The organism is uncultured Arthrobacter sp. (genome assembly GCF_902805515.1).
Classification (GTDB): Bacteria; Actinomycetota; Actinomycetes; order Actinomycetales; family Micrococcaceae; genus Arthrobacter_D.
In genome coordinates, this window is record NZ_CADCTE010000139.1 from 12,858 (window position 1) to 35,087 (window position 22,230).

Annotated in this window: 22 protein-coding genes; 15 read left to right on the forward strand and 7 right to left on the reverse strand. The window is 69.1% G+C overall.

What is annotated here, in order from left to right; translation table 11 throughout:
- The first annotated feature begins 220 nt into the window (after positions 1–220).
- Positions 221–1,024 carry a hypothetical protein gene (locus tag QZX79_RS12370; RefSeq protein ID WP_294568562.1) on the forward strand — a complete coding sequence of 268 codons (804 nt, stop codon included), beginning with the start codon at positions 221–223 and terminating at the stop codon, positions 1,022–1,024.
- Positions 1,025–1,098: 74 nt separating this feature from the next.
- On the opposite strand, the gene QZX79_RS12375 is transcribed toward QZX79_RS12370, so the two are convergent.
- Together QZX79_RS12375 and QZX79_RS12380 are read right to left on the reverse strand one after the other, a co-directional pair.
- Positions 1,099–1,968 carry a metal-dependent hydrolase gene (locus QZX79_RS12375; RefSeq protein ID WP_294568563.1) on the reverse strand — a complete coding sequence of 290 codons (870 nt, stop codon included), beginning with the start codon at positions 1,966–1,968 and terminating at the stop codon, positions 1,099–1,101.
- A gap of 162 nt (positions 1,969–2,130) precedes the next feature.
- Positions 2,131–2,613, reverse strand: a complete 483-nt coding sequence (locus tag QZX79_RS12380; RefSeq protein WP_294568564.1) for an Lrp/AsnC family transcriptional regulator — start codon at positions 2,611–2,613, stop codon at positions 2,131–2,133.
- A gap of 152 nt (positions 2,614–2,765) precedes the next feature.
- Between QZX79_RS12380 and QZX79_RS12385 the strand changes: the two genes are divergently transcribed.
- The 11 genes from QZX79_RS12385 to QZX79_RS12435 all read left to right on the forward strand — a co-directional run bounded on the left by QZX79_RS12385 (position 2,766) and on the right by QZX79_RS12435 (position 13,887).
- A complete protein-coding gene (locus QZX79_RS12385; protein WP_294568565.1) occupies positions 2,766–4,049 on the forward strand; it encodes an MFS transporter in 1,284 nt (427 codons plus the stop codon).
- 120 nt (positions 4,050–4,169) lie between these two features.
- Positions 4,170–5,111, forward strand: coding sequence for an N-acetylglucosamine kinase (locus QZX79_RS12390; protein WP_294568566.1), 942 nt, complete (start codon positions 4,170–4,172; stop codon positions 5,109–5,111).
- 9 nt (positions 5,112–5,120) lie between these two features.
- A complete protein-coding gene (locus QZX79_RS12395) occupies positions 5,121–5,588 on the forward strand; it encodes an NUDIX hydrolase (RefSeq protein ID WP_294568567.1) in 468 nt (155 codons plus the stop codon).
- A gap of 55 nt (positions 5,589–5,643) precedes the next feature.
- Positions 5,644–6,735: a ribosome small subunit-dependent GTPase A gene (rsgA, locus tag QZX79_RS12400; protein ID WP_294568568.1), complete on the forward strand. Its 1,092-nt coding sequence runs from the start codon at positions 5,644–5,646 to the stop codon at positions 6,733–6,735.
- A 280-nt stretch (positions 6,736–7,015) separates the two neighbouring features.
- Positions 7,016–8,134, forward strand: coding sequence for an ABC transporter ATP-binding protein (locus tag QZX79_RS12405; protein ID WP_294568582.1), 1,119 nt, complete (start codon positions 7,016–7,018; stop codon positions 8,132–8,134).
- Between the two features lie 2 nt (positions 8,135–8,136).
- Positions 8,137–8,829, forward strand: a complete 693-nt coding sequence (locus QZX79_RS12410; RefSeq protein ID WP_120164928.1) for an ABC transporter permease — start codon at positions 8,137–8,139, stop codon at positions 8,827–8,829.
- Positions 8,829–9,578 carry an ABC transporter permease gene (locus QZX79_RS12415; protein WP_294568569.1) on the forward strand — a complete coding sequence of 250 codons (750 nt, stop codon included), beginning with the start codon at positions 8,829–8,831 and terminating at the stop codon, positions 9,576–9,578. Before QZX79_RS12410 ends, QZX79_RS12415 begins: the two co-directional genes overlap by 1 nt.
- Positions 9,575–10,534: an ABC transporter substrate-binding protein gene (locus QZX79_RS12420; protein WP_294568570.1), complete on the forward strand. Its 960-nt coding sequence runs from the start codon at positions 9,575–9,577 to the stop codon at positions 10,532–10,534. Before QZX79_RS12415 ends, QZX79_RS12420 begins: the two co-directional genes overlap by 4 nt.
- Before the next feature lie 225 nt (positions 10,535–10,759).
- Positions 10,760–11,719 carry an ABC transporter substrate-binding protein gene (locus QZX79_RS12425; RefSeq protein ID WP_294568571.1) on the forward strand — a complete coding sequence of 320 codons (960 nt, stop codon included), beginning with the start codon at positions 10,760–10,762 and terminating at the stop codon, positions 11,717–11,719.
- 77 nt (positions 11,720–11,796) lie between these two features.
- Complete coding sequence (locus QZX79_RS12430; RefSeq protein ID WP_120164932.1) at positions 11,797–13,014, forward strand: pyridoxal phosphate-dependent aminotransferase; 1,218 nt, start codon at positions 11,797–11,799, stop codon at positions 13,012–13,014.
- 21 nt (positions 13,015–13,035) lie between these two features.
- Positions 13,036–13,887: a PPK2 family polyphosphate kinase gene (locus QZX79_RS12435; protein WP_294568572.1), complete on the forward strand. Its 852-nt coding sequence runs from the start codon at positions 13,036–13,038 to the stop codon at positions 13,885–13,887.
- Here the strand turns inward: QZX79_RS12435 and QZX79_RS12440 are convergent.
- Positions 13,884–14,129 carry an exodeoxyribonuclease VII small subunit gene (locus QZX79_RS12440; RefSeq protein ID WP_120164934.1) on the reverse strand — a complete coding sequence of 82 codons (246 nt, stop codon included), beginning with the start codon at positions 14,127–14,129 and terminating at the stop codon, positions 13,884–13,886. The two genes, QZX79_RS12435 and QZX79_RS12440, sit on opposite strands and share 4 nt — an antisense overlap.
- Positions 14,126–15,511, reverse strand: coding sequence for an exodeoxyribonuclease VII large subunit (gene xseA, locus QZX79_RS12445; protein ID WP_294568573.1), 1,386 nt, complete (start codon positions 15,509–15,511; stop codon positions 14,126–14,128). Before xseA ends, QZX79_RS12440 begins: the two co-directional genes overlap by 4 nt.
- A 245-nt stretch (positions 15,512–15,756) precedes the next feature.
- On the opposite strand from xseA, the gene QZX79_RS12450 reads away from it, so the two are divergent.
- On the forward strand, positions 15,757–16,602 hold the full coding sequence (locus tag QZX79_RS12450; RefSeq protein WP_294568574.1) for a hypothetical protein: 846 nt from the start codon (positions 15,757–15,759) through the stop codon (positions 16,600–16,602).
- Positions 16,603–16,658: 56 nt separating this feature from the next.
- Positions 16,659–17,756, forward strand: coding sequence for a 4-hydroxy-3-methylbut-2-enyl diphosphate reductase (locus QZX79_RS12455; RefSeq protein ID WP_294568575.1), 1,098 nt, complete (start codon positions 16,659–16,661; stop codon positions 17,754–17,756).
- Between the two features lie 56 nt (positions 17,757–17,812).
- On the opposite strand, the gene QZX79_RS12460 is transcribed toward QZX79_RS12455, so the two are convergent.
- Complete coding sequence (locus tag QZX79_RS12460; protein ID WP_294568576.1) at positions 17,813–18,022, reverse strand: hypothetical protein; 210 nt, start codon at positions 18,020–18,022, stop codon at positions 17,813–17,815.
- Between the two features lie 111 nt (positions 18,023–18,133).
- On the reverse strand, positions 18,134–19,561 hold the full coding sequence (locus tag QZX79_RS12465; RefSeq protein WP_294568577.1) for a DNA recombination protein RmuC: 1,428 nt from the start codon (positions 19,559–19,561) through the stop codon (positions 18,134–18,136).
- Positions 19,562–19,645: 84 nt separating this feature from the next.
- Here QZX79_RS12465 and ychF point away from each other — a divergent pair, with 84 nt between their 5' ends.
- Positions 19,646–20,731 carry a redox-regulated ATPase YchF gene (gene ychF / locus QZX79_RS12470; protein ID WP_294568578.1) on the forward strand — a complete coding sequence of 362 codons (1,086 nt, stop codon included), beginning with the start codon at positions 19,646–19,648 and terminating at the stop codon, positions 20,729–20,731.
- A 250-nt stretch (positions 20,732–20,981) separates the two neighbouring features.
- Here the strand turns inward: ychF and QZX79_RS12475 are convergent.
- A partial coding sequence (locus QZX79_RS12475) for a hypothetical protein (RefSeq protein ID WP_294568579.1) occupies positions 20,982–22,230 on the reverse strand: 1,249 nt, incomplete at its 5' end.

A 22,230-nucleotide genomic window follows, 5' to 3' on the forward strand; every position in this document is an offset into this window, starting at 1 on the left:
GGCTCCGACACACCCGCCCGGAATGCGCCGCGGGGGCCCCTGTTTCTCCTACGTTTAGAACGTGGACTTCTCCCTGAACAGCTCGGTGGTACTGGCGGCAATCGTCGGTCTCTGGCTGGTGTGGGTGGTCCCGTTTTTCCTCCGCCGGAGCGGCCCCGTGCCGGCCCCGGCGGCGGCATCCACACCGACTGCAGGGGAACATCCTCCCCAGGGGAGCATCATGGAGAAAACGGCCACCGCCGCCGCCGGCAGCGCATCCGCATACCGGACCGGTTCGTCCGCCGTTCCCGGCCGCCGGCCTGCCCTGAAGATCCGCCGCGGGCGGGCAGCGGTCGCCCTGGTCGGAGCCGCCGCACTGCCGGCAGCCCTCGTGACGCTGGTCCTCGCGGTCGTTTCCGTCGTGTCCTTCTGGTGGCCCGTTGCCGCCGTCCTTGTCGTCGCCGGGGCCGTCGCCACGCTGCGCGCCCTGGCGGTGCGCGACCGGCGGGCCCGGGTCAATGCCGCCTTCGCCGCCGCCATGTCCTCCCGCCCGCTGCACCAGGCCCCGCCTTCGACGGGTGACGCCGTCCTGCCGGGCACCGCCACACCGCAAGCCGGCGGCAAACCCGCCCAGGCCCGCCCGACCACCGTGTTCGACGCTGAGAAGCCCGCCGGTGCGGTGGAGGCGTCCGCTGGAACCCCGGAGGCACCCGCGGCCCGCCTGACCGCGGCCGACCTCAAGGCAGCCGCCCTGGCGGTCGCCGCAGCAGGCGCGCCGGAGGCCAACGCACCCGCGGCAACGACGCAGGCTCCGGTGCCCGGCACCGACCCGTGGGAGCCCGTCGAGGTGCCCCTGCCCACCTATGTCGCGGCCGAAAAGGCGCAGCGCTCGGCGCCGGCACCCCTGGAGCTACCCGCGGAGCCGAAGCCGACCGTCCGGACCCCGATCAAGAACTCGGCCGCCAAAGCGGCTCCGAAGGAAACCGCGGCGCCGGCCGGAACCCGCCTCAACCTCGACGACGTCCTCCAGCGCCGCCGCGCCTGACCGTTACCGCGGCCAAGCCAGGCAACCGGCCCTGACGGGCCCAGCGGCCCGCCGGCGCCGCCCCGTGCACGCGTCTAGGGCCGCGGCAGCACCGAGGTGATCATCGTGAGCACGGGCGTGCCGTCCACCTCTTCCACGGCGAGGGACGCCCGCACGCTGGCGAATCCGGCGAGCGAGTCGGCGTGGGTGCCGCCGCAGGGTATGTGCACGGAACCCTCCGGCAGGTCGCACTCCCAGTACCGGCGGTCCGTGAGCCGCTCTCCATCGCGGGCGATCCGGATGGCCCCGTCCGATGCCACCCATCCGGAGAGGGTTTCGTTCAGGGCTGCTTCGACCGGCGCCGGATCGAATCCCTCGGTGATGAAGCCCCTGCGCCGCAGGGAGCGTCCCAGACGGTAGACATCCACCGAGCCGTACTCGGTGATCGTGGAGGTCTCGATCGCCACCGCATCGAAGTTCGACGTGCCGAGGGCGTCGGCCGGGACCTCCTTCTTCCACCGGTCGGCCAGCGCCCGGTTCAGGGCGAGGGAGGCGAGATGGCACCCGGTGTGTCCGGCCGAGAGGGCCTCCCGGTGCGTCCCGTCAACCCGCACCACCGCGCGTTCGCCTTCGGCCGGCGGCGGTCCCTGGATCAGGTGCGCCACCACGAAGGCCCAACCCTCCGTGCCCTTGCGCACGGGGATATCCGCTCCGAGGAACAGTTCCGTGCCCTCCGTTGCGCCGACCACGCAGTCGGTGATGGGCAGGCTGGATCCACCCACCTCCAGGACCGCCCGGTCAGGGCCCTGGTCGGGCCACGCCGCGTCGACAGGGTGGCAGGCCGTCGCGTCGAGCAGCACGGCCACGGAGCCGTCGGCCCGCTCCTCGACGTGCAGGACTGTGGATTCCGAGGTTAGGGCCCCGGCGGGGTAGCTGACGGCCGTGTCGCGGGATGGCAGGCTCATTGGTTCCTTCGGAGGTAGTGACGATGAGGTCGTGATGGATGCGTGGTCGTGTGGTCTCGGGCGGCCAGCCCGGCGGGCGGGCCGGGGGGATCGGTGCGGTGGGGATCGGCGCGGTCGGGATGGGTGCGGTCGGCCGCGGCCGCGCCCGGCGGTCCGGGGAGCTCAGGCGCTGCCGGAAGCGTCGGTGAGCCGCTGGAGGAGCGGCTCGGTCCGGTAGGGGATGTGCTCGTGCAGGGCCAGGACCGTCTCGGTGCGGATGACGCCCTTGATCCGCAGGATGGAGCGGAGACCCGACTGCAGATGGTGGGTGTCGGTGGCCGCGACCCTGCACCAGACGTCGCCACGGCCGGAGATCTCGTGGACTTCAAGGACCTGGCTGAGCTTGCGCAGCGCCGCAATGACACCGTCGAGTTCGCGGTGGGACACTTCGATGGTCACGAAGGCCACCACATCGTAGCCAAGGGCCTCGAGGTCCAGCTCGCGCCCGCTGGTCCGCAGGGTGCCGGCCCGCAGGAGCCGCCGGATCCGGCTCTGCGCCGTATTGCGGGCGATGCCGAGGGTTTCGCTGAGCTCGCTGATCTGCGCCCGCGGGTCCCGGACCAGTTCAAGCAGCAGCCGCAGGTCCAGGGCATCAAGTTTGCTCATGAAGCTCACTTCCCATCAACTTCGGCCGCCTGTGTTGCGGCTTTTGCTCAACTTGCCCGGCTGGACTGTCTCTAAAGCTTCAAGATAGCCCATTCTGGAGACTGCCGCGCCACCGGGTGCCGCACGGGATTGGGAAAAGGAACGGGAAGTACATGAGTGTCCTGCGCGAGCTGCGCATGCAGCAGCCATCCGCCGCGGCGCGCTGGAGCTGGGACGCCTCGCTCGCCGCGCGGCTGGTCCTCGCGGTCACCGTCATCTCCACGCTGCTGATCGGCGCCAACCTCGCCACCCCGCTCTATCCGCTGATCTCCGCAAACCTGGGCCTCACATCGTTCGACATCACGATGGCGTTCTCCGCCTACGTCCTCACGCTCGTGGCGGGGCTGCTGCTGGTCGGCCACTGGTCCGACCACATCGGCCGCCGGGCGGCCCTCGTCCTCGCGGTCCTGGTCGGGCTGCTCGGAGCTGTGGTCTTCGCCGGTGCGTCCTCACTCGGCGGACTGGTCCTGGGGCGGTCCCTGCAGGGAGCCGCGGTGGCCCTCGCCACCGGCGCCAGCTCGGCCGCGCTGCGCGACCTGCTGCCGCACCGCCCCGACTGGGCCTCGCGCTTCACGCTGCTGGCCTCCGCCGGGGGAGTGGCTGCCGGTCCGGTGATCGGCGGAGTGCTGTCGCTGCTGCCGGATCCCACCCGGACGCCGTTCCTCGTCTACACGGCGGTGCTCACGGCGCTGCTGCTGCCGCTCCTGCTCCTCCGCGCCCGCCCGGCGATCCAGCCGGCCGCCGCCGCACGTCCCCTCACCGCCTTGCGTCCGCGCCGCCCCACCGTTTCGCGTGCCGCCCGCAACTCCTTTTGGATGGCCGCCGCCGTCGGGTTCTTCAGCTTCAGCATCTTCGGGTTCACCCTGAGCCTTGCGCCCACGTGGATCGCCTCGCTGGCCGGGACCGACGCCCGCCCCGTCATCGGCGTCCTGGCCGCCCTGGTCCTCGGCGCGTCCGCGGTGAGCCAGCTGCTCTTCCTCCGCGGCCGCTTCGTGGTGCCCGCCGGACTCACCGCCATGGCCGCAGGCGTGGGCCTTCTCCCGGTGGCCGGTGCGCAGGGAAACCTGCCCCTGCTGATCGGCTGCTGCGTCGCCGCCGGCCTGGGCCAGGGCATGGCCTTCCGGGTCGTCTTCAACCGGGTCTCGCTGCAGGTGGAGGCGGCACTGCACGCCCAGATCATCAGCACCCTCTATGTCATCACCTACCTCGGCAGCGCCGTGCCCGTCCTGGGCCTCGGTGCCGCCGCCGCCTTCTGGGGCATCGACCCCGCCGTCGCGGGTTATGCGGCGGTGGTCGGCGGCGCCTGCACCATCCTGGCCGCGGTGGCCCTCGTGGGCGCCCTGCGACGGCCCGCCGGGCCCGGCCCGGTGCGGCCCGCCGCTGACCCAATGGGCTGACCCGGCCGGATGACACCGCAGGGCGGGCACCCTGCCCGCGGGCGGTCAGCCGAATGCCGCCGCCCGTGGCGGCGCCGTGCCGGGGCCGCCCCGGCCGGTTTGTTTTGTAGGCTGGTCGGTATGCAGCCCCACGAGCCGGACGCCGGCGCCCCCGAGGAATTTATTGGACTCGATATCGGCGGCTCGAAGACCCACGGAATCCTCTGGCGGGGTTCGGTGGTGGCAGCCGAGGCGAAGGCCGGCAGCGCGAACGTGCAGAACGTCAGCGCCGCCGAGGCCTCCGACAACCTCGCGCAGCTCTTCGCCGAGCTCGGCGGGCGGCGCGTCGGCACGGTCATCGCCGGTTCCGGAGGCATCGACACGGAGGACGACGCCGCCCGGCTGCGCGGACTCATCAGGCCCTTCGCGCCTGGCGCGGATATCGACGTCGTCCATGACACCCGCCTGATCCTCGCCGCGGGCGGGGCGGCCACCGGCATCGCCGTGATCGCGGGCACCGGATCGGCGGCGTGGGGGATCACGGCCGACGGGCGCGAGGCGCGCTCGGGAGGCTGGGGCTACCTCCTCGGCGATGAGGGAAGCGGCTACTGGCTGACCCGCGAGGCGATCCGCCGCACGCTGCACCGCTTCAACCTCGCCCAGAAGGCGGGCGAGCTCGGCCGGCGCATCCTCGAGGCGAACGCCGCGACCTCCCCGAGCGAACTCATCGGCCTGTTCCACTCCGACCTGGGCCGCCGGCACTGGGCCTCCCAGTCGCCGGTGGTCTTCGCCGCCGCGGCCGCCGGTGACGACGAGGCCCGTTCCCTCATCGAGACGGCCGGCGCCGACCTGGCCGGGCTGGTCGCGGACATCGTGTCGGTCATCGGCGTGCCCGGCCCCGTGGTCATCGGAGGCGGCCTCGCCGTCCACCAGCCGGCACTCCAGGAGGCCATCCGGCGCCCGCTTGCGGCGGCCGGCGTCACCGACGTGCGGTTCCTGACCCAGGACCCGGTGCTCGGCGCCGACTTCCTCCGCCGGACCCGCAGCGGCAGGTCCGCGGCGGGCGAAGCGGCCCCGCTCTAGACTTCTCCGATGAGCGAAGTCGAAACCGGACCGCCGGCCTGGGATGTCCGGGTCGGAGCCTACGGCGTGATCGTTGACGGCAGCCGGATCCTGCTGGCCCACTGGAACGAAAAGGGCGCCTCGGGCTGGACCCTGCCCGGGGGCGGCCTGGAGTTCGGCGAGGACGCTCCGGCGGCCGCCGTCCGGGAGATCCGGGAGGAGACCGGGTACGACGCCGAACTGGGGAATCTGCTCGGGGTGGACAGCTTTTTCGTTCCGCCCGACCGCCGCCTCAGCGGCACGCCGCGCCCGCTTCACGCCCTGCGCATCATCTACGCGGCCCGCGTGGTCTCCGGAGCGCTCACCCACGAGGCCGGAGGGTCGACGGACGAGGCGGCGTGGGTGGAACTGGGCGAGGTGGCCGGCCTGCGCCGGGTGGAGCTGGTCGACGTCGGGCTCCGGCTCTATTCCCAGCAGACCGGCCGCGGATTAGCATAGGCACCGGCGGCGCAGGGCCTGAACCGGCCGGCCGCCTGAGGGGAGGCCCGGACCGTTGGCCACGCTTGAGGACTACGGGTACACCGACGGCGTGCGCCGCCGTTTCGAGTCCCACTTCCACGCGCCCTTTCCCGCTCCGCGTCCGGCTGCGGACCCTGCACGCGCGCCCGAGCCCGAGCCCGCACCCGCGCCCGTGCCGGAGACGGAGCTGCAGGGGCTGCGGCCCGCCCGCGTGGTGCGTGTCGACCGGCGGCAGCTGCTCCTGGCGGAGGCCGGCGGACTCCTCAGCGTTCCGGCCGCCGGGTCCGCGGCCGTCGGTGACTGGGTGGCGCTGAGCGGGAGCCCCGGCCGGGTGGAAGGGGTGCTTCCCCGCACCGGGGTCCTGCAGCGCAAGAAGGCCCACGATCCCCTCTCACAGGCCCAGATCGTCGCGGCCAACGTGGAGGTGGCGCTGATCGCGGTGCCCATCGACCGGCCCCTCTCAACGAACCGCCTGGAGCGCTCCCTCGTGGCCGCGAGGGATTCGGGGGCGCGGCCCTTGGTGGTCCTGACCAAGGCGGACCTCACCGGCGTGCACGACGCCGTGGTGGGCGCCACAGTGCAGGAGGCGGGGACCGCCGAGGTGATCACCACCTCCGCCCTGACCGGGGACGGCTGCGAAACCCTCGCCGACAGCCTCCGGCCCGGGGAGACCTGCGTGCTGGTCGGCCCGTCGGGGGCCGGGAAATCCTCACTGGTCAACGCCCTGGTGGGCGGGCAGGTGCAGGACACGGGCCGGGTGCGGGCCGGCGACGGAAAGGGCAGGCACACCACCACGGCACGCACCCTGATCCCCCTGGGGGACGGTGTGGTGCTGATCGACACGCCCGGGCTCCGCGGTTTCGCCCTCTGGGACGCCGACGAGGGGCTCGACGCCGAATTCGGCGACATCACCGACCTCGCCTCCGGCTGCCGGTTTCGGGACTGCGCCCACGACGGCGAACCAGGGTGCGCCGTCGCCGCGGCCCTCGCGGACGGATCGCTCGAACCACGCCGGTTCGCCAGCTACCAGCGGATGGCCACCGAACTCGCGGCCCTGCACCGGCGCCAGGACGCGGCACGCCGCAGTCCTGCCGGGCACAGCCGGAACTCGGGGCGCCCCCGGTGAGCGACCAGCGCGCCCGCCCCGCCGCCTGCGCTCCGCCGGTGGCCACGCGCCAGCTACCCCGTGTCATATAGATGTGATCGCCTTCACATTCGGCAGGATTGGGCAATACGGAACCTTGATTGCCGCGAACCCCTCGCTAGACTTCTAATTTGAACCGATTGACAAGACCCAGTCCGGTGGTGACGGGCCGGTCAGCCGGCAGGCTCCTGCCACGAAAGGCAAGGCTCCAATGACATCCGAGACTTCATCGCGCAGCGTGGGGAGCGCGGCCGGCAGGCCGATGATCGAACTGCGCGGCGTGACCAAGACGTATCCCGGCGGCCAGACAGCGGTGAACAACCTCAGCCTGGACATTGACCGCGGAGCCATCACCGTCCTCGTTGGGCCCTCAGGCTGCGGCAAGACCACCACCATGCGCATGATCAACCGCATGGTGGAGCCGACCTCGGGGGCCGTCCTGGTCGACGGGGAGGACATTGCGGACCGCAAGGCCTCCGACCTTCGGCGCTCGATGGGGTACGTCATGCAGTCCTCCGGCCTGCTGCCGCACCGCACCGTCCTGGACAATATCGCCACCGTGCCCCGGCTCAACGGCGTGGCGCGGAAGGACGCGCGGGCCCGCGCGACGGAACTGCTTGAAGTCGTCGGGCTCGCCCCGGACCTCGGCAGGCGCTATCCGGCGCAGCTGTCCGGCGGCCAGCAGCAGCGCGTCGGGGTGGCCCGGGCGCTGGCCGCCGACCCGCCGATCCTGCTGATGGACGAACCGTTCAGCGCCGTTGACCCCGTGGTGCGCCAGGAGCTCCAGGAGGAACTCCTGCGCCTGCAGCGCGATCTGGCCAAGACCATCGTGTTCGTCACCCACGACATCGACGAGGCGACGATCCTCGGTGACAAGGTCGCCGTCCTGAACATCGGCGGGGTGCTCGCCCAGTACGCCACCCCCGAGGAGATCCTGCGCGCACCGGTCAGCGACTTCGTGGCGGGCTTCGTCGGGCGGGACCGCGGGTTCCGCCACCTGTCCTTCCAGGAGGGCGAGGGCGTGCGCATCCACCCCATTCAGACCATCGAGGTCGACCGGCTCGGCGATCCGGGCGCGGCCGTCACCTCCCCGTGGACCCTTGCCGTCGACGCAGGCGGCCGCCCCCAGGGGTGGGTGCCGCAGAACCGGCGCTCGACCATCCGCAGTGGGGCGGATCTCGTTCCCGGCGGGTCCCTGTACCGGCGCGGGGACACCCTGCGGCGGGCCCTGGACGCGGCACTCTCGGCGCCCTCCGGCCTGGGCGTGGCCGTCGATGACGAAGGGCGCGTCGTCGGAGCGGTCCGGGCCGGCGAAATCCTCGAACTCATCGAGGACGCGCGGGTCGACCGCGGCCGCGCCAACTACAACACGGCGGTGTAGGGATGGACTGGTTCCTCGCGAACATCGACTTCATCGCCGGCCTCACCGGCCAGCACCTGATCCAGTCCGTGGTGCCGCTGGTCCTCGCCGTGGTCTTCGCCGTGCCGCTGGCCCAGCTGGCACGGCTGAACCGCACCGTCGGCGGAGTAATCCTGACCCTGTCTTCGATCCTCTACACGATTCCGTCCCTCGCGATGTTCGTTTTCCTGCCCCTGATCCTCGGCACGAGCATCATCAGCCCGGTCAACGTCATCGTCGCGCTGACCATCTACGCCGTGGCCCTGCTGGTGCGGTCCACCCTCGATGCCCTGGAATCGATTGACGACGGCGTGCGCCAGGCCGCCGTCGCCATGGGCTTCACCCCGGTACGGCGCTTCCTTACGGTCGACTTTCCCCTGTCGATCCCGGTGCTCTTCGCCGGGCTGCGGGTCATCTCGGTGACGAATATTTCGCTGGTCAGCGTGGGAGCCCTGATCGGCGTCTCGAGCCTCGGGACGCTGTTCACCGACGGGCTCTTCCGGTCCTTCCCCACGGAGATCGCCGTCGGCATCCTCATCACGCTGGTGCTGGCCCTGGTCATGGACCTGGTGCTGGTGGCGCTGGAGCGGCTCGTCACCCCGTGGCGCCGGCAGGCCCCGGCGAAGGGGCGCACCCCCGGAACTGTCGCGGTCGAAGCGTACCGGGTGGGTGCCTGATGGATTACACAAGCGATAACCTGTTCGCCCAGATGGGCCAGTGGCTGGTTGCCCCCGAGAACTGGTCGGGGGAGCGGGGGATCCCCACGCGGATTCTTGAGCATCTGGGCTACACCGGCCTCACCATGCTCATCGCCCTGGCCATCGCCGTCCCCGTCGGGCTGTATGTGGGCCACACCGGCAGGGGCCGGGTCGTCATCGTCTCGGGGATCGGGATCCTGCGGGCCCTGCCGACCCTCGGCATGGTCTTCCTGTTCGTGCTGCTGGCCGGGCTTGGCCTGCTGCCGCCGATCTGGGCGCTGGTGCTCCTCGCGGTGCCGCCCGTGCTCAGCGGCGTCTACGCCGGTATCTCCTCGGTGAACCGGGACACCGTCGACGCCGCCCGGGCCATGGGCATGAGCGAGGCGCAGATCCTCTTCCGGGTCGAGGTGCCCAACGGGCTGCCCGTCATCCTGGGCGGGGTGCGTGCGGCGGTGCTGCAGGTCGTGGCGACCGTTGCCGTCGTCGCCTATATCAATCTCGGCGGTTTGGGCGTGTTCCTCGTCGAGGGCACCCAGCTGCGCGACTACGGGCGCCTCTTCGGGGGTGCGGTGGTCATTGGCGTTGTCGCGATCGCCGTTGACCTCCTCATGGCGCTGGTCCAAAAATTTGCCGTTTCACCGGGACTGCGGACAAGCCGCGCACCGGTGCGGACACAGGATCCTGGCCGGCAGAAGGCCGTCGCCAGTGCACAAGGAGGAACAACATGACGAACCTGTCAGTACACCGCGCCGGACGGCGCGCTTTGACGGGGCTGGCCCTCACGGGCCTGCTGGCGTTGACTGCCTGCGGTGCGAACAGCGATCCGGCGGCCGAGCCGGAGGAAACCTCGGGCGGCGGCGGTTCCGTTGTCATCGGGTCGGCTGATTTCCCCGAAAGCCAGATCATCGCCGAAATCTACGCCGGCGCTCTGCAGGCCGAGGGAATCGACGCGAGCACGAAGCTGAACATCGGATCCCGGGAAATCTACTACAGCGCCGTTGAGGAGGGCTCGGTCGACATTGTGCCCGATTACAGCGGCAACCTCCTGCTGTTCGTGGATCCCAAGGCGACGGCCGAATCCCCCGAGGACATTGCGGAGGCCCTGCCGGAGGCGCTCAAGGCCAAGTCGGCGGACGTCAACCTCGGCGTCCTCGAACCGTCCGAGGCCGAGAACAAGGACGCGATGGTGGTGACTCCGGCCACCGCCGAGGAATACGGGCTGAAGTCCATTGCGGACATGGCGGAGGTCTGCGGTGAGCTCACCATCGGTGCCCCGAGCACCTTCCAGGAGCGCTCCTACGGCCTGCCCGGCCTCAAGGAAAAGTACGGCTGCGAGCCGGGAGGCTTCGAGTCGATCAACGACGGCGGCGGTGCCGTCACCCTGGAGGCGCTCCTCAATGACGACGTCCAGGTGGTCGACATCTACACCACGACCCCGTCGATCGAGGACAACGACCTCGTGGTCCTCGAGGACCCCGAGAACCTGTTCATCGCCCAGCAGGTTCTCCCGCTGGTCAACCTCGACACCGTGAACGAGGACGCCCAGGAGGTACTCAACGAGATCTCGTCCCAGCTGACCACCGAGGACCTCATCGACCTCAACCGCCAGGTCAGCGGCGACGAGAAGCGCAATCCGGCAGACGCGGCAGCGGACTGGCTGGAGGAAAAGGGCCTCGCCGGCTAGGAGCCCGGGCAACCGGTTTCTCCGGCGTGCAGCACCTTCGGCAGGGACCCAATGGGTCCCTGCCGAAGGGGCGGTGGTCCCCGGCGGGTTCGACATCGCCGCGGGCCTCCTCATGAGCGCGGTCCACGATCCGCCCCGCCGGTGAAACGGCGGGGCGGATCCCGGGCCGGTGGCACTACAGGAACCTGGCCGGCGGTCCGCCGCCAGCGGACCGAGAGGAACACCATGAAGAAACTTTCTGCCCCGCACGCCGGACGGCTCACCCTTTCGGGGCTGGCCCTGACGGGCCTGCTGGCGGTGACGGCCTGCGGTGGGAACAGCGACCCCGCCGCCGGACCCGATGACGGCGGAGCCGGCGACTCCATCGTCGTGGGGTCGGCCGACTTCCCCGAAAGCCAGATCATTGCGGAAATCTATGCCGGAGCCCTGAACGCCGAGGGCATCGACGCAAGCACGAAGCTGAACATCGGCTCGCGGGAAATCTATCTTGCGGCCGTGTCGGAGGGCTCGGTCCAGGTCGTTCCCGACTACAGCGGCAACCTGCTGCTGTTCTCGGACCCCCAGTCCACCGCCCAGGCCCCGGAGGAGATCGTCGAGGCCCTGCCCGATGCCCTGAAGTCGAAGTTCCCGGAGGCCGACCTTGGCATCCTCGAGGCCTCCGAAGCCGAGAACAGGGACGCAATGGTCGTCACGAGGGAAACGGCCGAGAAGTACGGGCTGACGTCGATCGCCGATATGGCCGAGGTCTGCGACGAGCTGACCATCGGCGCGCCCGGCACGTTCCGGGAGCGGCCCTACGGGCTTCCCGGGCTCAAGGAGAAATACGGCTGCGAGCCTGCAGGCTTCGAGGCCATCAACGACGGCGGCGGGGCCATCACGGTGGAGGCACTGTTGAACGACGACATCCAGGTGGCCGATATCTTCACCACCACTCCGTCCATCGTGGACAACGACCTTGTGGTGCTCGAGGATCCCGAGAACAACTGGCTTGCCCAGCAGGTCCTGCCGGTGGTGAACATGGACACCGTGGGGGAGGACGCCCGCGCGGTCCTCAACGAGGTGTCGGGGGAGTTGACCACCGAGGACCTGATCAACCTCAACCGCCAGGTCAGCGGGGATGAGAAGCGCAACCCGTCCGACGCGGCGGCGGGCTGGCTCGAGGAGAAGGGCCTGGCTGGCTCCTAAGCCCGGCCGGTACTTCTTCGGGGGCCCGGTACGCGGCAATTCCGCGTACCGGGCCCCTGCTGTGGCATCCTGAACGAATGGCAAAGTACAGGCAGTCCGACAAGCTCCACAATGTGCTCTACGACATCCGGGGGCCGCTGCTTGAGCACGCGAAGATCATGGAGGCCCAGGGCCACCGGATCCTGAAACTTAATATCGGCAATCCCGCGCCGTTCGGCTTCGAGGCCCCCGATGCGATCCTCGTGGACATGATCCGCAACCTGCCCAAGTCCCAGGGGTACAGCGACTCCCGGGGAATCTTCTCGGCCCGGACCGCCGTCGTGCAGTACTACCAGGGCCGCGGCATCCAGAACATCGACATCGACGACGTGTACCTGGGCAACGGGGTCAGCGAGCTGATCACCCTCTCCCTCCAGGCCCTGCTCAATAACGGTGACGAGATCCTCGTGCCCACCCCCGACTATCCGCTGTGGACGGCGTCGGCGAGCCTGGCCGGCGGCACCGCGGTGCACTACCTCTGCGACGAGGACAACCACTGGTGGCCCGACCTCGAGGACATGGCCGCAAAGATCAGCCCAGCCACCAAGGGGATTGTGCTGATCAACCCGAACAACCCAACCGGCGCGGTCTACCCGCGGCACGTGATCGAGGGCGTCGTGGCGCTGGCCCGCGAGTACAACCTGATCATCTTCGCCGACGAGATCTACGAAAAGATCCTCTACGACGACGCCGTGCACGTGAATGCGGCCTCGGTGACCGGCGACGACGTGCTGTGCCTGACCTTCAGCGGGCTCTCCAAGGCCTACCGCATCGCCGGGTTCCGCAGCGGCTGGATGGCCATTTCCGGCCCGAAGGAGGACGCCGAGGACTACATCGAGGGCATCAACCTGCTGGCCAATATGCGTCTGTGCGCCAACGTGCCGGCGCAGCACGCCATCCAGACGGCCCTCGGCGGCTACCAGAGCATCAATGACCTGATCCTGCCCGGCGGGCGGCTCAAGGCGCAGCGCGACAAGGCCACCGAACTGCTCAACGCCATTCCCGGAGTGAGCTGCGAGCCCGCGGCCGGTGCCCTCTACCTCTTCCCGCGCCTCGACCCCGAGGTGTACCCGATCCGGGATGACGAGAAATTCGCCCTTGACCTGCTCAAGCAGCAGAAAATCCTCATCTCGCACGGACGGGCGTTCAACTGGATCAACCCGGATCATTTCCGGATGGTCACCCTGCCCAGCGTCGAGGTCATCGAAGACGCCGTGGGGCGGCTGGCCGAATTCCTGGGGTCGTATAAGCAGTAACGCCGACGGCAAGGAGACACCATGGACCGCTCCGTATTCGCTGCGGACCCGCGCAGGCTTCTGATTGCCGGACCGGATTTCCGGCTTGCGGACGCGGATCCGCGGTCCACCCCCGGGTTCCCCTCCGGCAAGAAGGAGGGAAAGGCGGCGCTGGAAAAGGGGACCAAGGCGCTGTCCCACTCGCAGGAGCAGCTGTTCGCGGCAAGCCGGCAGGGGGAGGGCTCCTCGGTGCTGCTGATCCTTCAGGCGATGGACACCGCCGGCAAGGGCGGCATCGTGCGGCACGTCATCGGCGCCGTCGACCCCCAGGGTGTGCACCACCACGCGTTCAAGGCTCCCACCGCCGCCGAGCGGCGCCACGATTTCCTGTGGCGGGTCCAGAAGCAGCTGCCCGGCCCGGGCATGATCGGCGTCTTCGACCGGTCCCACTATGAGGACGTGCTCGTCCATAAGGTCCGCGGGCTGTCTCCGGCGGAGGAGGTCGAACGCCGGTACGGTGCGATCGCCCAGTTCGAGGCAGGACTGGCCGCCGCCGGCACGCGGGTGCTGAAGGTCATGCTCCACATCAGCAAGGAGGAGCAGAAACTCCGCCTTACCGAGCGCCTGAACCGGCCGGACAAATACTGGAAGTACAACCCGGGCGACGTCGACGAACGTGCCCTCTGGGAGGACTACCAGGAGGCCTATGCGACGGCGATCGCACGCACCAGCACTCCCGAGGCACCCTGGTACGTCGTGCCTGCGGATGCCAAGTGGTACGCCCGCCTGGCCGTCCAGCAGCTGCTCGCCGCGGCCCTGGCGGACCTGCACCTGGGCTGGCCGGAGGCACACTTCGACGTCGAGGCCGAAAAGCAGCGCCTGGCCGCGTCCTAGGAGGCGGGCCGGGTGCCGTTCTCGGCGCGGTCCCGTGCCGCGGCGAGGCGCTTCTTGGCCCCTTCGAGCCAGTCCTCGCAGCGGTCCGCCAGCGCCTCGCCGCGCTCCCACAGTGCGAGCGACTCCTCGAGGCTGACGCCGCCGGCCTCGAGCTTGGACACGACGTTCACCAGTTCCTCCCGTGCCTGCTCATACGACAGGGAGGAGATGTCTCCGGGTGCGGTTTCGGCCGGCTGGCTCATGGGTTTTCCTTTCCTGACGGCTCCGGACTTTCCGGTGCCGTCGTCGTGCGGGTGGCGGAGGGATCCCCGGGGGAGCCCCCTGAGGTCGGATCGGGCAGGGTGCCGGTGGCCCGGGCGGACAGCCGCCCGACCGCCACCTTAATCGAAAGGTCGGTGCCGGCCGGCACCGCTGCCGCCTCCAGGACGACGCTCCCGTCCCCACGCTGCACGACGGCGTAGCCACGGTCGAGGGTGTTCTGCGGTGAGAGGGCGCGCACCTGGGCGCGCAGGTGCCGCACCCCGTCGGTGTGGCGGGTCACGGCGGAGTCCACCGAAAGGTGCGCGCGGTTGCGAAGCCGTTCGACGTCGGATTCGCGCACGTCGATCATCCCCTCCGGCCGGGCCAGGGAGGGCCGGGACCGCAGTTGGTTGAGCCGGTCGGTTTCCCGGGCCAGGAGCTGCCCCAGGGAACGGGTGAGTGCTGCCCGGGCCTGCCCGATCCGGTTCAGTTCCTCGGCGACGTCGGGGACCACCCGTTTGGCGGCGTCGGTGGGGGTGGAGGCGCGCAGGTCGGCTACCTCGTCCAGCAGCGGCCGGTCGGCCTCGTGCCCGATGGCGCTCACGACCGGGGTGTGCGCGGCGGCCACCGCGCGGACCATCTCCTCGCTGCTGAACGGCAGCAGGTCCTCGAGGGAGCCGCCGCCGCGGGCAATGATGATCACGTCAACGTCGGCGAGGGCGTCAAGCTCCGCCAGCGCGGCGGTCACCTGCGGGACGCAGCCGGGGCCCTGGACGGCAACCTCGCGCACCTCGAAGTCCACGGCGGGCCAGCGCAGCGCGGCATTGCGCATCACGTCCTTCATGGCGTCGGAGCCGCGGCCGGTGATGAGGCCGATGCGATGCGGCAGCAGGGGAAGCCGCCGCTTGCGCTGGGCAGAGAAGAGGCCCTCGGCGCTCAGCAGCCGCCGCAGGCGCTCGATGCGGGCCAGCAGGTCCCCGAGCCCGACCGGGCGGATGTCCCGGGCCTGCATGGACAGCCGTCCCGTCTTGACCCAGAAGTCGGCCTTCAGCTGGGCGACCACGCGGGTGCCCTGTTCAAGGGGCAGGGCGAGCCGGTCCAGGACGCTGCTGAACACCGTGACCGAGAGCGAGACTTCGGTGTCGACGTCGCGCAGGGTGAGGAAGGACAGCCCGTTGCGGCGGTTGAACTCAATCACCTGACCCTCGACCCAGGCGGCCGGGGCACGCTCGATGTGGGCCTTGAGCTTCTCGGACAGGACGTGCAGGGGCCATGGGGTGGCCGCGGAGGTCTCGCCCGCCGTGGCAGGCAGGGTCGAGGGGGTTCCCGGTTCGACGGCCGCCGCGGTGCGCCTCCCGTTCGGCACAGTGCCTTCAGTGGTCATCGGCGCGCTGCTCCTCACCTTGCTGTCTGGGTGCGGACGCTGCGGCTGTGGCCCGTCCGCTTCGGCAGCGGGCTCGTCCTGTCCACGGACTTATGTCTACCAGCTTCCCACGACAGCGCCGAGCCGGGGCGCCGGATGGGGGGACAAGGCCCGTCCCGGGCGGCCCGGGCGCAACCGATCGGTGCCTTCCGGCCCTAAAAGGGCATAACCTGATCCTCACGCACCCAACCGATCCCAAGGACCCTATGCGCACGCTGGCCTCTGCCTTCTTTGCCCTCGCCGCGCTGGCGCTCACCGGAGGGGCCCTGTCCGCGGCCTGGACCGAGAGCCGCCTCGTCGACCAGCAGGGTTTCGTGGACCTGGCTGGCCCCCTCGCCAAGGACACCGAGTTCCAGCAGGCCCTGACCGGGGCGCTCGCCGGGGAGGTGTCGAGGGGCGCCGGGCTGCCGGGGCCCCTGCAGAACCTGGTGCGCCCGGCCATCGAGAACGCGGCCTCCTCGGTGACCAGGATGGCGGGGTATCCGCGGGCCTGGGAGGAGAGCCTGCGCATCTCCCACCGCCTGACCCTCTCTCGAGCGCCGTCGGACCCAAACGCGCAGACCCCGGCCGTGGTGTCCCTCGATTTGAAGCCCCTGGCCGGGCTGCTCTCCCAGCAGGTTGGGACCGGACTGGGCATCAACGTGCCGGTACCCCAAAACACCACGGTTGAGGTCGGGCGGCTCGAGCGCGGTGGTGCGCTGAGCCTGGTGAGCAGGATCGCCCAGCTCTGGCCTGCGCTGGCCTTGGGCGCCGGGACCTGCGCGGTTCTCGCCCTGGCTCTCGCCCGGAAGCGCTCGACGACCCTCGCCCTGTTGGGAGCCGGCGGTGCGGGCCTGGGGGTCCTTGGCTGGCTGGGAGCCGGACTGATTCCGGACGCTGCGGCCGGCGCCGCCGGGTCCAGCGCCGTCGCCCGGATTTTCGTCCGCGGCTTCGCCGGCAGGGTTTCGACCGATCTTGCCGAAGCCAGCCTGCCCGTCGTCGCCGGCGGGGCCATGGTGCTGGCCGTCGGGGTGGCCCTGCGGTTCACGTTTGGGCGGCGAAGTATGCGTTAGACCACACCCGCGCCCCCGGTGGGCCCGTTGTCTGAGGAAACCGCTAGCATTGAACCATGACCAGCACAGCAGTTCAGGTCCCCATGCCCATGGTGCCCCGTCGGCGCCGCTCTCCCGAGGACGTGCAGGCCGCCGCTCCGGTCGAGGGCAGGCGTCAGGTGCTGCTTGCTGCGCCGCGCGGCTACTGCGCCGGAGTTGACCGTGCGGTCATCGCCGTTGAGAAGGCGCTCGAACACTACGGCCCGCCGGTCTATGTCCGCAAGCAGATCGTCCACAACCTCCACGTGGTCTCGACCCTCGAGGCGAAGGGCGCCATTTTCGTTGAGGAGACCGACGAGGTCCCTGAGGGCGCGCTGCTCGTCTTTTCGGCCCACGGAGTCTCACCGGCTGTGGTGCAGTCCGCCGAAGACCGGGGCCTGCGGACCATCGACGCCACCTGCCCGCTGGTCACCAAGGTCCACCGTGAGGCGCAGCGCTTCGCCCGCGACGACTTCGATATTCTCCTGATCGGCCACGAAGGCCACGAGGAGGTCGAGGGGACCGCCGGCGAGGCCCCGGAGCACATCCAGATCGTTAACGGCCCCGAGGACGTCGACAAGGTCCAGGTCCGCGACCCCGAACGGCTGATCTGGCTCTCCCAGACCACCCTGAGCGTCGACGAGACCATGCACACGGTCAACCTGCTCAAGGAGCGGTTCCCGACCCTGCAGGACCCGCCCAGCGACGACATCTGCTACGCCACCTCCAACCGGCAGGCGGCGATCAAGAAGATTGCCCCGACCTCGGACCTGGTGATCGTCGTCGGCTCCGCCAACTCCTCGAACTCCGTCCGGCTGGTCGAGGTCGCCCTCGAATACGGAGCGAAGGCCGCGCACCGCGTGGACTTCGCCAACCAAGTCGATGAGTCGTGGTTCGAAGGCGTTCGAACGGTCGGCGTTTCCTCGGGCGCTTCGGTCCCCGAGAACCTGGTCCAGGACGTGCTGCGGCTGCTCGCCGAGCGCGGCTACGGCGAGGTCGAGGAGGTCGTCACGGCGCAGGAGGACATCATCTTCTCCCTGCCGAAAGAGATCCGCTCAGCCCTGAAGGCAATGGGCGATTCCTCGCAGGGACGGGGCGGCCGCGGAGGCCGCCGCGAACCGGGGCCCTCGAACTAGCAGCTTCGCCAGGCCGGCCGCCGGGCGCGCGGCCCGAAGGGTGTCCCCGACCGGTGTCACCGTCGGGAGCGCGGGCCCGAAGTCGGCGTGCACTGCCACGGCAGGAGCTTCGTGCGCACGCCGCCCGGCACGGCTCTATCGCGCCGGCGGGAGAGCCTGGAGCCGACCGCGACCCCGACCAGTGCCCAGAAGGCCCCGGCGCTGACGCCGGCAAGCACGATCCAGAAGGGGACGCGGGTGATGTCTTCAGCCTTGTCTTCGGTCATGGCCGGAATTCTCCCACACCCCTGAAGGCACGGACAGGTTCCGGCAGGGGCACCGGTCCCTGGTCCGGGCGCGGCAGGTCCCCCCGGTCCCGCAGGGGCACCGCCCCGGAATCAGGCGCTGCGTTCCACGGGACCCTCGGATGCCTCGGAGGTTCCGGGGGCGGCGAGGTCGAGGAGGTCCTGGCCGTCACCGGTGGTACCCACCCGGCTGATTCCCGAGCCGCCCTGGGACCAGCCGTGCCCGGTACGTCCACCGGACTCGACCTCGGAGTCATCGGGGCCGTCGAGCAGTTCGGGGGCACCGAGCAGCCGCGGCGTGGCCTCGACGGCCTGGATGCCGGAGAAGGCGCTCTTTTCCGGGCCGGCTCCGGCGGGAACGGCGTCGAGGGAGGCGGCGTCGAAGGCGCCGATCCGCCGTGCCGTGGGCAGCACCCGGGTTTCGAGGGTGCCGACGAACGAGTTGTACTTCTCCACCGATGCCTTGAGGGATGACCCGAGCTTGGCCACGTGGCCGCCCATGGTGCCCAACCGCTCATAGAGTTGGCGCGAGAGCTCAAATAGCTCACGGGCATTGTCCGTCAGGACCTCCTGGCGCCAGCTGAAGGCGGCGCTCTTGAGGATCGCCATGAGCGAGACGGGGGAGGTCAGCGCCACATTGCGGCTGAACGCGTAGTCGAGCAGCCCCGGGTCGGCCCGCAGGGCCGAGGCCAGGATCGACTCCACCGGGATAAAGCAGATCACCAGTTCGGGAGAGTTATTCGTGCCCTCCCAGTACTTCTTCTTGGCCAGGGTGTCGATGTGGGCGCGCAGGGCCTTGGCATGCTGCTGGAGCAGGGCGGTGCGTTCGGCCTCCCGGCCTGCCGCCTCCACCCCGTCCAGTTCCTGGGCCTGGAGGAACGCGCTCAGGGGCACCTTCGCGTCGATGACCAGCTGCTTGTTGCCGGGGAGCTGGACCACCATGTCAGGCCTCGACGTCGACCCGGCGCCGCCGGAGGAGGTCGTCTCCGCTACCTCGGCGCGGGCCAGCGTGGCCTGCTCGACGAAGTCGACGCGGGCCAGCATCCCGGCGGCTTCGACCACCCGCCGCAGCTGCACCTCGCCCCACTGGCCCCGGGCGCTGTTGCTGCGCAGCGCCGCTGCGAGGGAATGGGTCGTCGACAGCAGCCGGGCGTCGGCGTCGCGTGCCTCCTGCAGCTGCTGGGCCAGCTGCCCGTACTGCTCGACGCGGTCCCGCTCCAGTAGGCCGACCTGGCGCTGGACCTGGGTCAGCTTCTCCGCCACGGGCGCCAGCGCCCGCAGCACGTTGGTCTCGTCGGCCGACCGTGCGGAGAGGGCCCGGTTCTGGGAGGCCAGCAGGTCCTTCTCCGCGGAGGCCGCCGCCAGCGCCGCGGTCGCGCTGCCCAGCCGGTTCACGGCGTCGTCGAGCTCCTCCCGAAGCTGGTCCGCCTGCCCGCGTCCCCGCGCAGCAAGAAGGAACGCACCCGCGATGCAGCCGAGAACAAAAGCGAGGATTACGAGCACAAGCGTGAAACCGTCCATGAAATCACTGTGGCAGGATGCGCCGACATTTTTGGGAAGGCACCCCGGCGGCGCGGTGCGTCCGGGCCGGTAGACTGTACTCCCGTGGCTCTTACTATTGGCATCGTCGGACTGCCCAACGTCGGCAAATCAACCCTTTTCAATGCGCTGACCCGCAACAACGTGCTTGCGGCGAACTATCCGTTCGCGACGATCGAGCCGAACGTCGGAGTGGTCAACCTGCCCGACCCGCGTCTGGCACAGCTCGCCGAGGTCTTCGGCTCCAAGCAGATCCTCCCGGCCACCGTCTCCTTCGTGGACATCGCCGGCATCGTCAAGGGCGCCTCCGAGGGGGAGGGGCTGGGCAACCAGTTCCTGGCGAACATCCGCGAGGCCGAGGCCATCGCCCAGGTTATCCGGGTCTTCGACGACCCCGACGTCGTCCATGTCGACGGCAAGGTCGATCCCCGCTCCGACATGGAGACCATCAACACCGAACTGATCCTGGCCGACCTGCAGACCCTCGAGAAGGCGATCCCGCGCGTCGAGAAGGAAGTCAAGATCAAGAAGCGCGAGGCAGCGCAGCTCACCGCAATGCAGGCCGCCCAGGCGGTGCTCGAGCGCGGCGACACGATCTTCTCCTCGACCAAGAGCGACAAGCTCGAGATGGAGCACCTGCGCGAGCTGAGCCTGCTCACCGCCAAGCCCTTCATCTACGTCTTCAATGTCGACGACGCCGTCCTTGGCAGCCCTGAGCGCCAGGAGGAGCTGCGTGCCCTGGTCGCCCCGGCGGATTCGATCTTCCTCGATGCCAAGCTCGAGGCGGACCTGGTGGAGCTCGACGAGGCCGAGGCCCGCGAGATGCTTGAGATGAACGGGCAGGAAGAGTCCGGGCTGGACCAGTTGGCGCGTGTCGGCTTCCACACCCTCGGCCTGCAGACCTACCTCACCGCCGGTCCCAAGGAGACCCGCGCGTGGACCATCAAGAAGGGCGCCACCGCACCCGAGGCGGCAGGCGTGATCCACTCCGACTTCCAGCGCGGCTTTATTAAGGCCGAGGTGGTCCACTTTGAGGACCTCATGGCCGCCCGGTCGGTGGCAGAGGCCAAGGCCAAGGGCAAGGTGCGCATCGAAGGCAAGGAATACGTGATGGCCGACGGCGACGTGGTGGAGTTCCGCTTCAACGTCTAGAACTTGACTCTTGGGACATGGGAGGGCCCGCAAGAACCCAAATTCTCACGGGCCCTCATGTTTCTCGCCATCGTGGTACGGCTGGTTGACGACGATGTAGTCGCGTATAAACGTAATGACTGGACGAAAGGTCCTACAGTTTGATCGTCATCGGGCCCGAGGCACGGCTAGCACGGTATGGGTTCCGCGGGCACCGCTCCGGTGACAATGTAGCGGTGACGAGCTGGCTAGCTCGCATTCTTTCCGACTATTATTTCGCCTCGACTTCAGTCCTCGTTTGTTTCGTGGTTTTTAGAAGGTCAGCGAGCATATCCTCCGTGATGAGAGGAACGTCGGCCTCGAGCTCATGCTCCGAGACGTAGGTAGAGATTCCTTCGACGATCACCATCGACAGATCAACGCGGCGTTGAAGTGCATTTGTTGCCCAATCTCTTTTCCTGCGAAGCTTGCCCCGCCAATCGTGACTGTTCGGGCCCAGTTTCTCTGCGATATTCCGCAGGGCTCCCATTGAGAAGATCGACTTGCACTCCAGCACGAAGACACCGTCGTCACGGACTGCAAGCACATCGATCTGACCGGGGAGGGGTTCATCACAATGCAAGTGCTCTGTCCCCTCCTGGGTCGTCCAGGTTCCTCTCTCGTTGACCGGACCAGCTTTAAAGCCGTGGTCCCGAAGGAGCTGGACGACGTTGTCCTCGAAGGGCTGCGAAATGACTTGCTCTCGCAGAGTGGTCCGCTGAATCTCCCGGAGGAGCCACGGAGCGAGTGAGTCCATCAACAGGTATGGACTAGTCCATAACGAACCGGCGCTTTCGACGACGGGGTGGGCCGCGATCTCGCCTTCGTGCCAAAGCAGCAGGGACCTGACCTCTGGATAACCCAGCACAGTCGACTCGCCTATTTCGTTGTAAATCTGAGTGTAGAAGCCCTCCAGAATAGGTTCGATTTGAGGTTTGGATGGCGGGCGCAACACATGAACAATCAGTGACAAGCGGAGATACAACGCCAACCAGATCGCGTGTCCCTCACCTGTCACGGGAAGGCGCGACAGGTGAGGAAACTGATCACTTGGGAAGAACTCAGTCGGATCCTTCTTGAGCGATACAACCTGAGCGACGGACTGAAAGTTAATGCTAAGCCCCGTTACTAGGGATTTTGCGTCGATCGTCGTAGGCAATTTTGCCCCTGTAATCGTAACTCGCACTTCGTGCCCCTGCGGGCCCGATGCCCAGATTGGAGCGAGCCCTCGCGAATTGGATTCGTGTGTTAGCCAGCAAGCGGAGATTAGGGAAGCGAGGTCTTTGATGCTTCGGGAACTCCCATGGACCGGGTTCTGAACTAGCAGTTCGAGTGCCTTCTTTGCGTGAGGACGCACGGGGTCTTCAGGCTCACGGAGTGAATCCCACAGAGCGAGCAGGACTAGCGAGGCCCACTCGGAGTCAATCGTGTCGACGAGTTCGTTGGATCTTGAGTGGAGACTTTCGAGGTCGGTTCCCTCG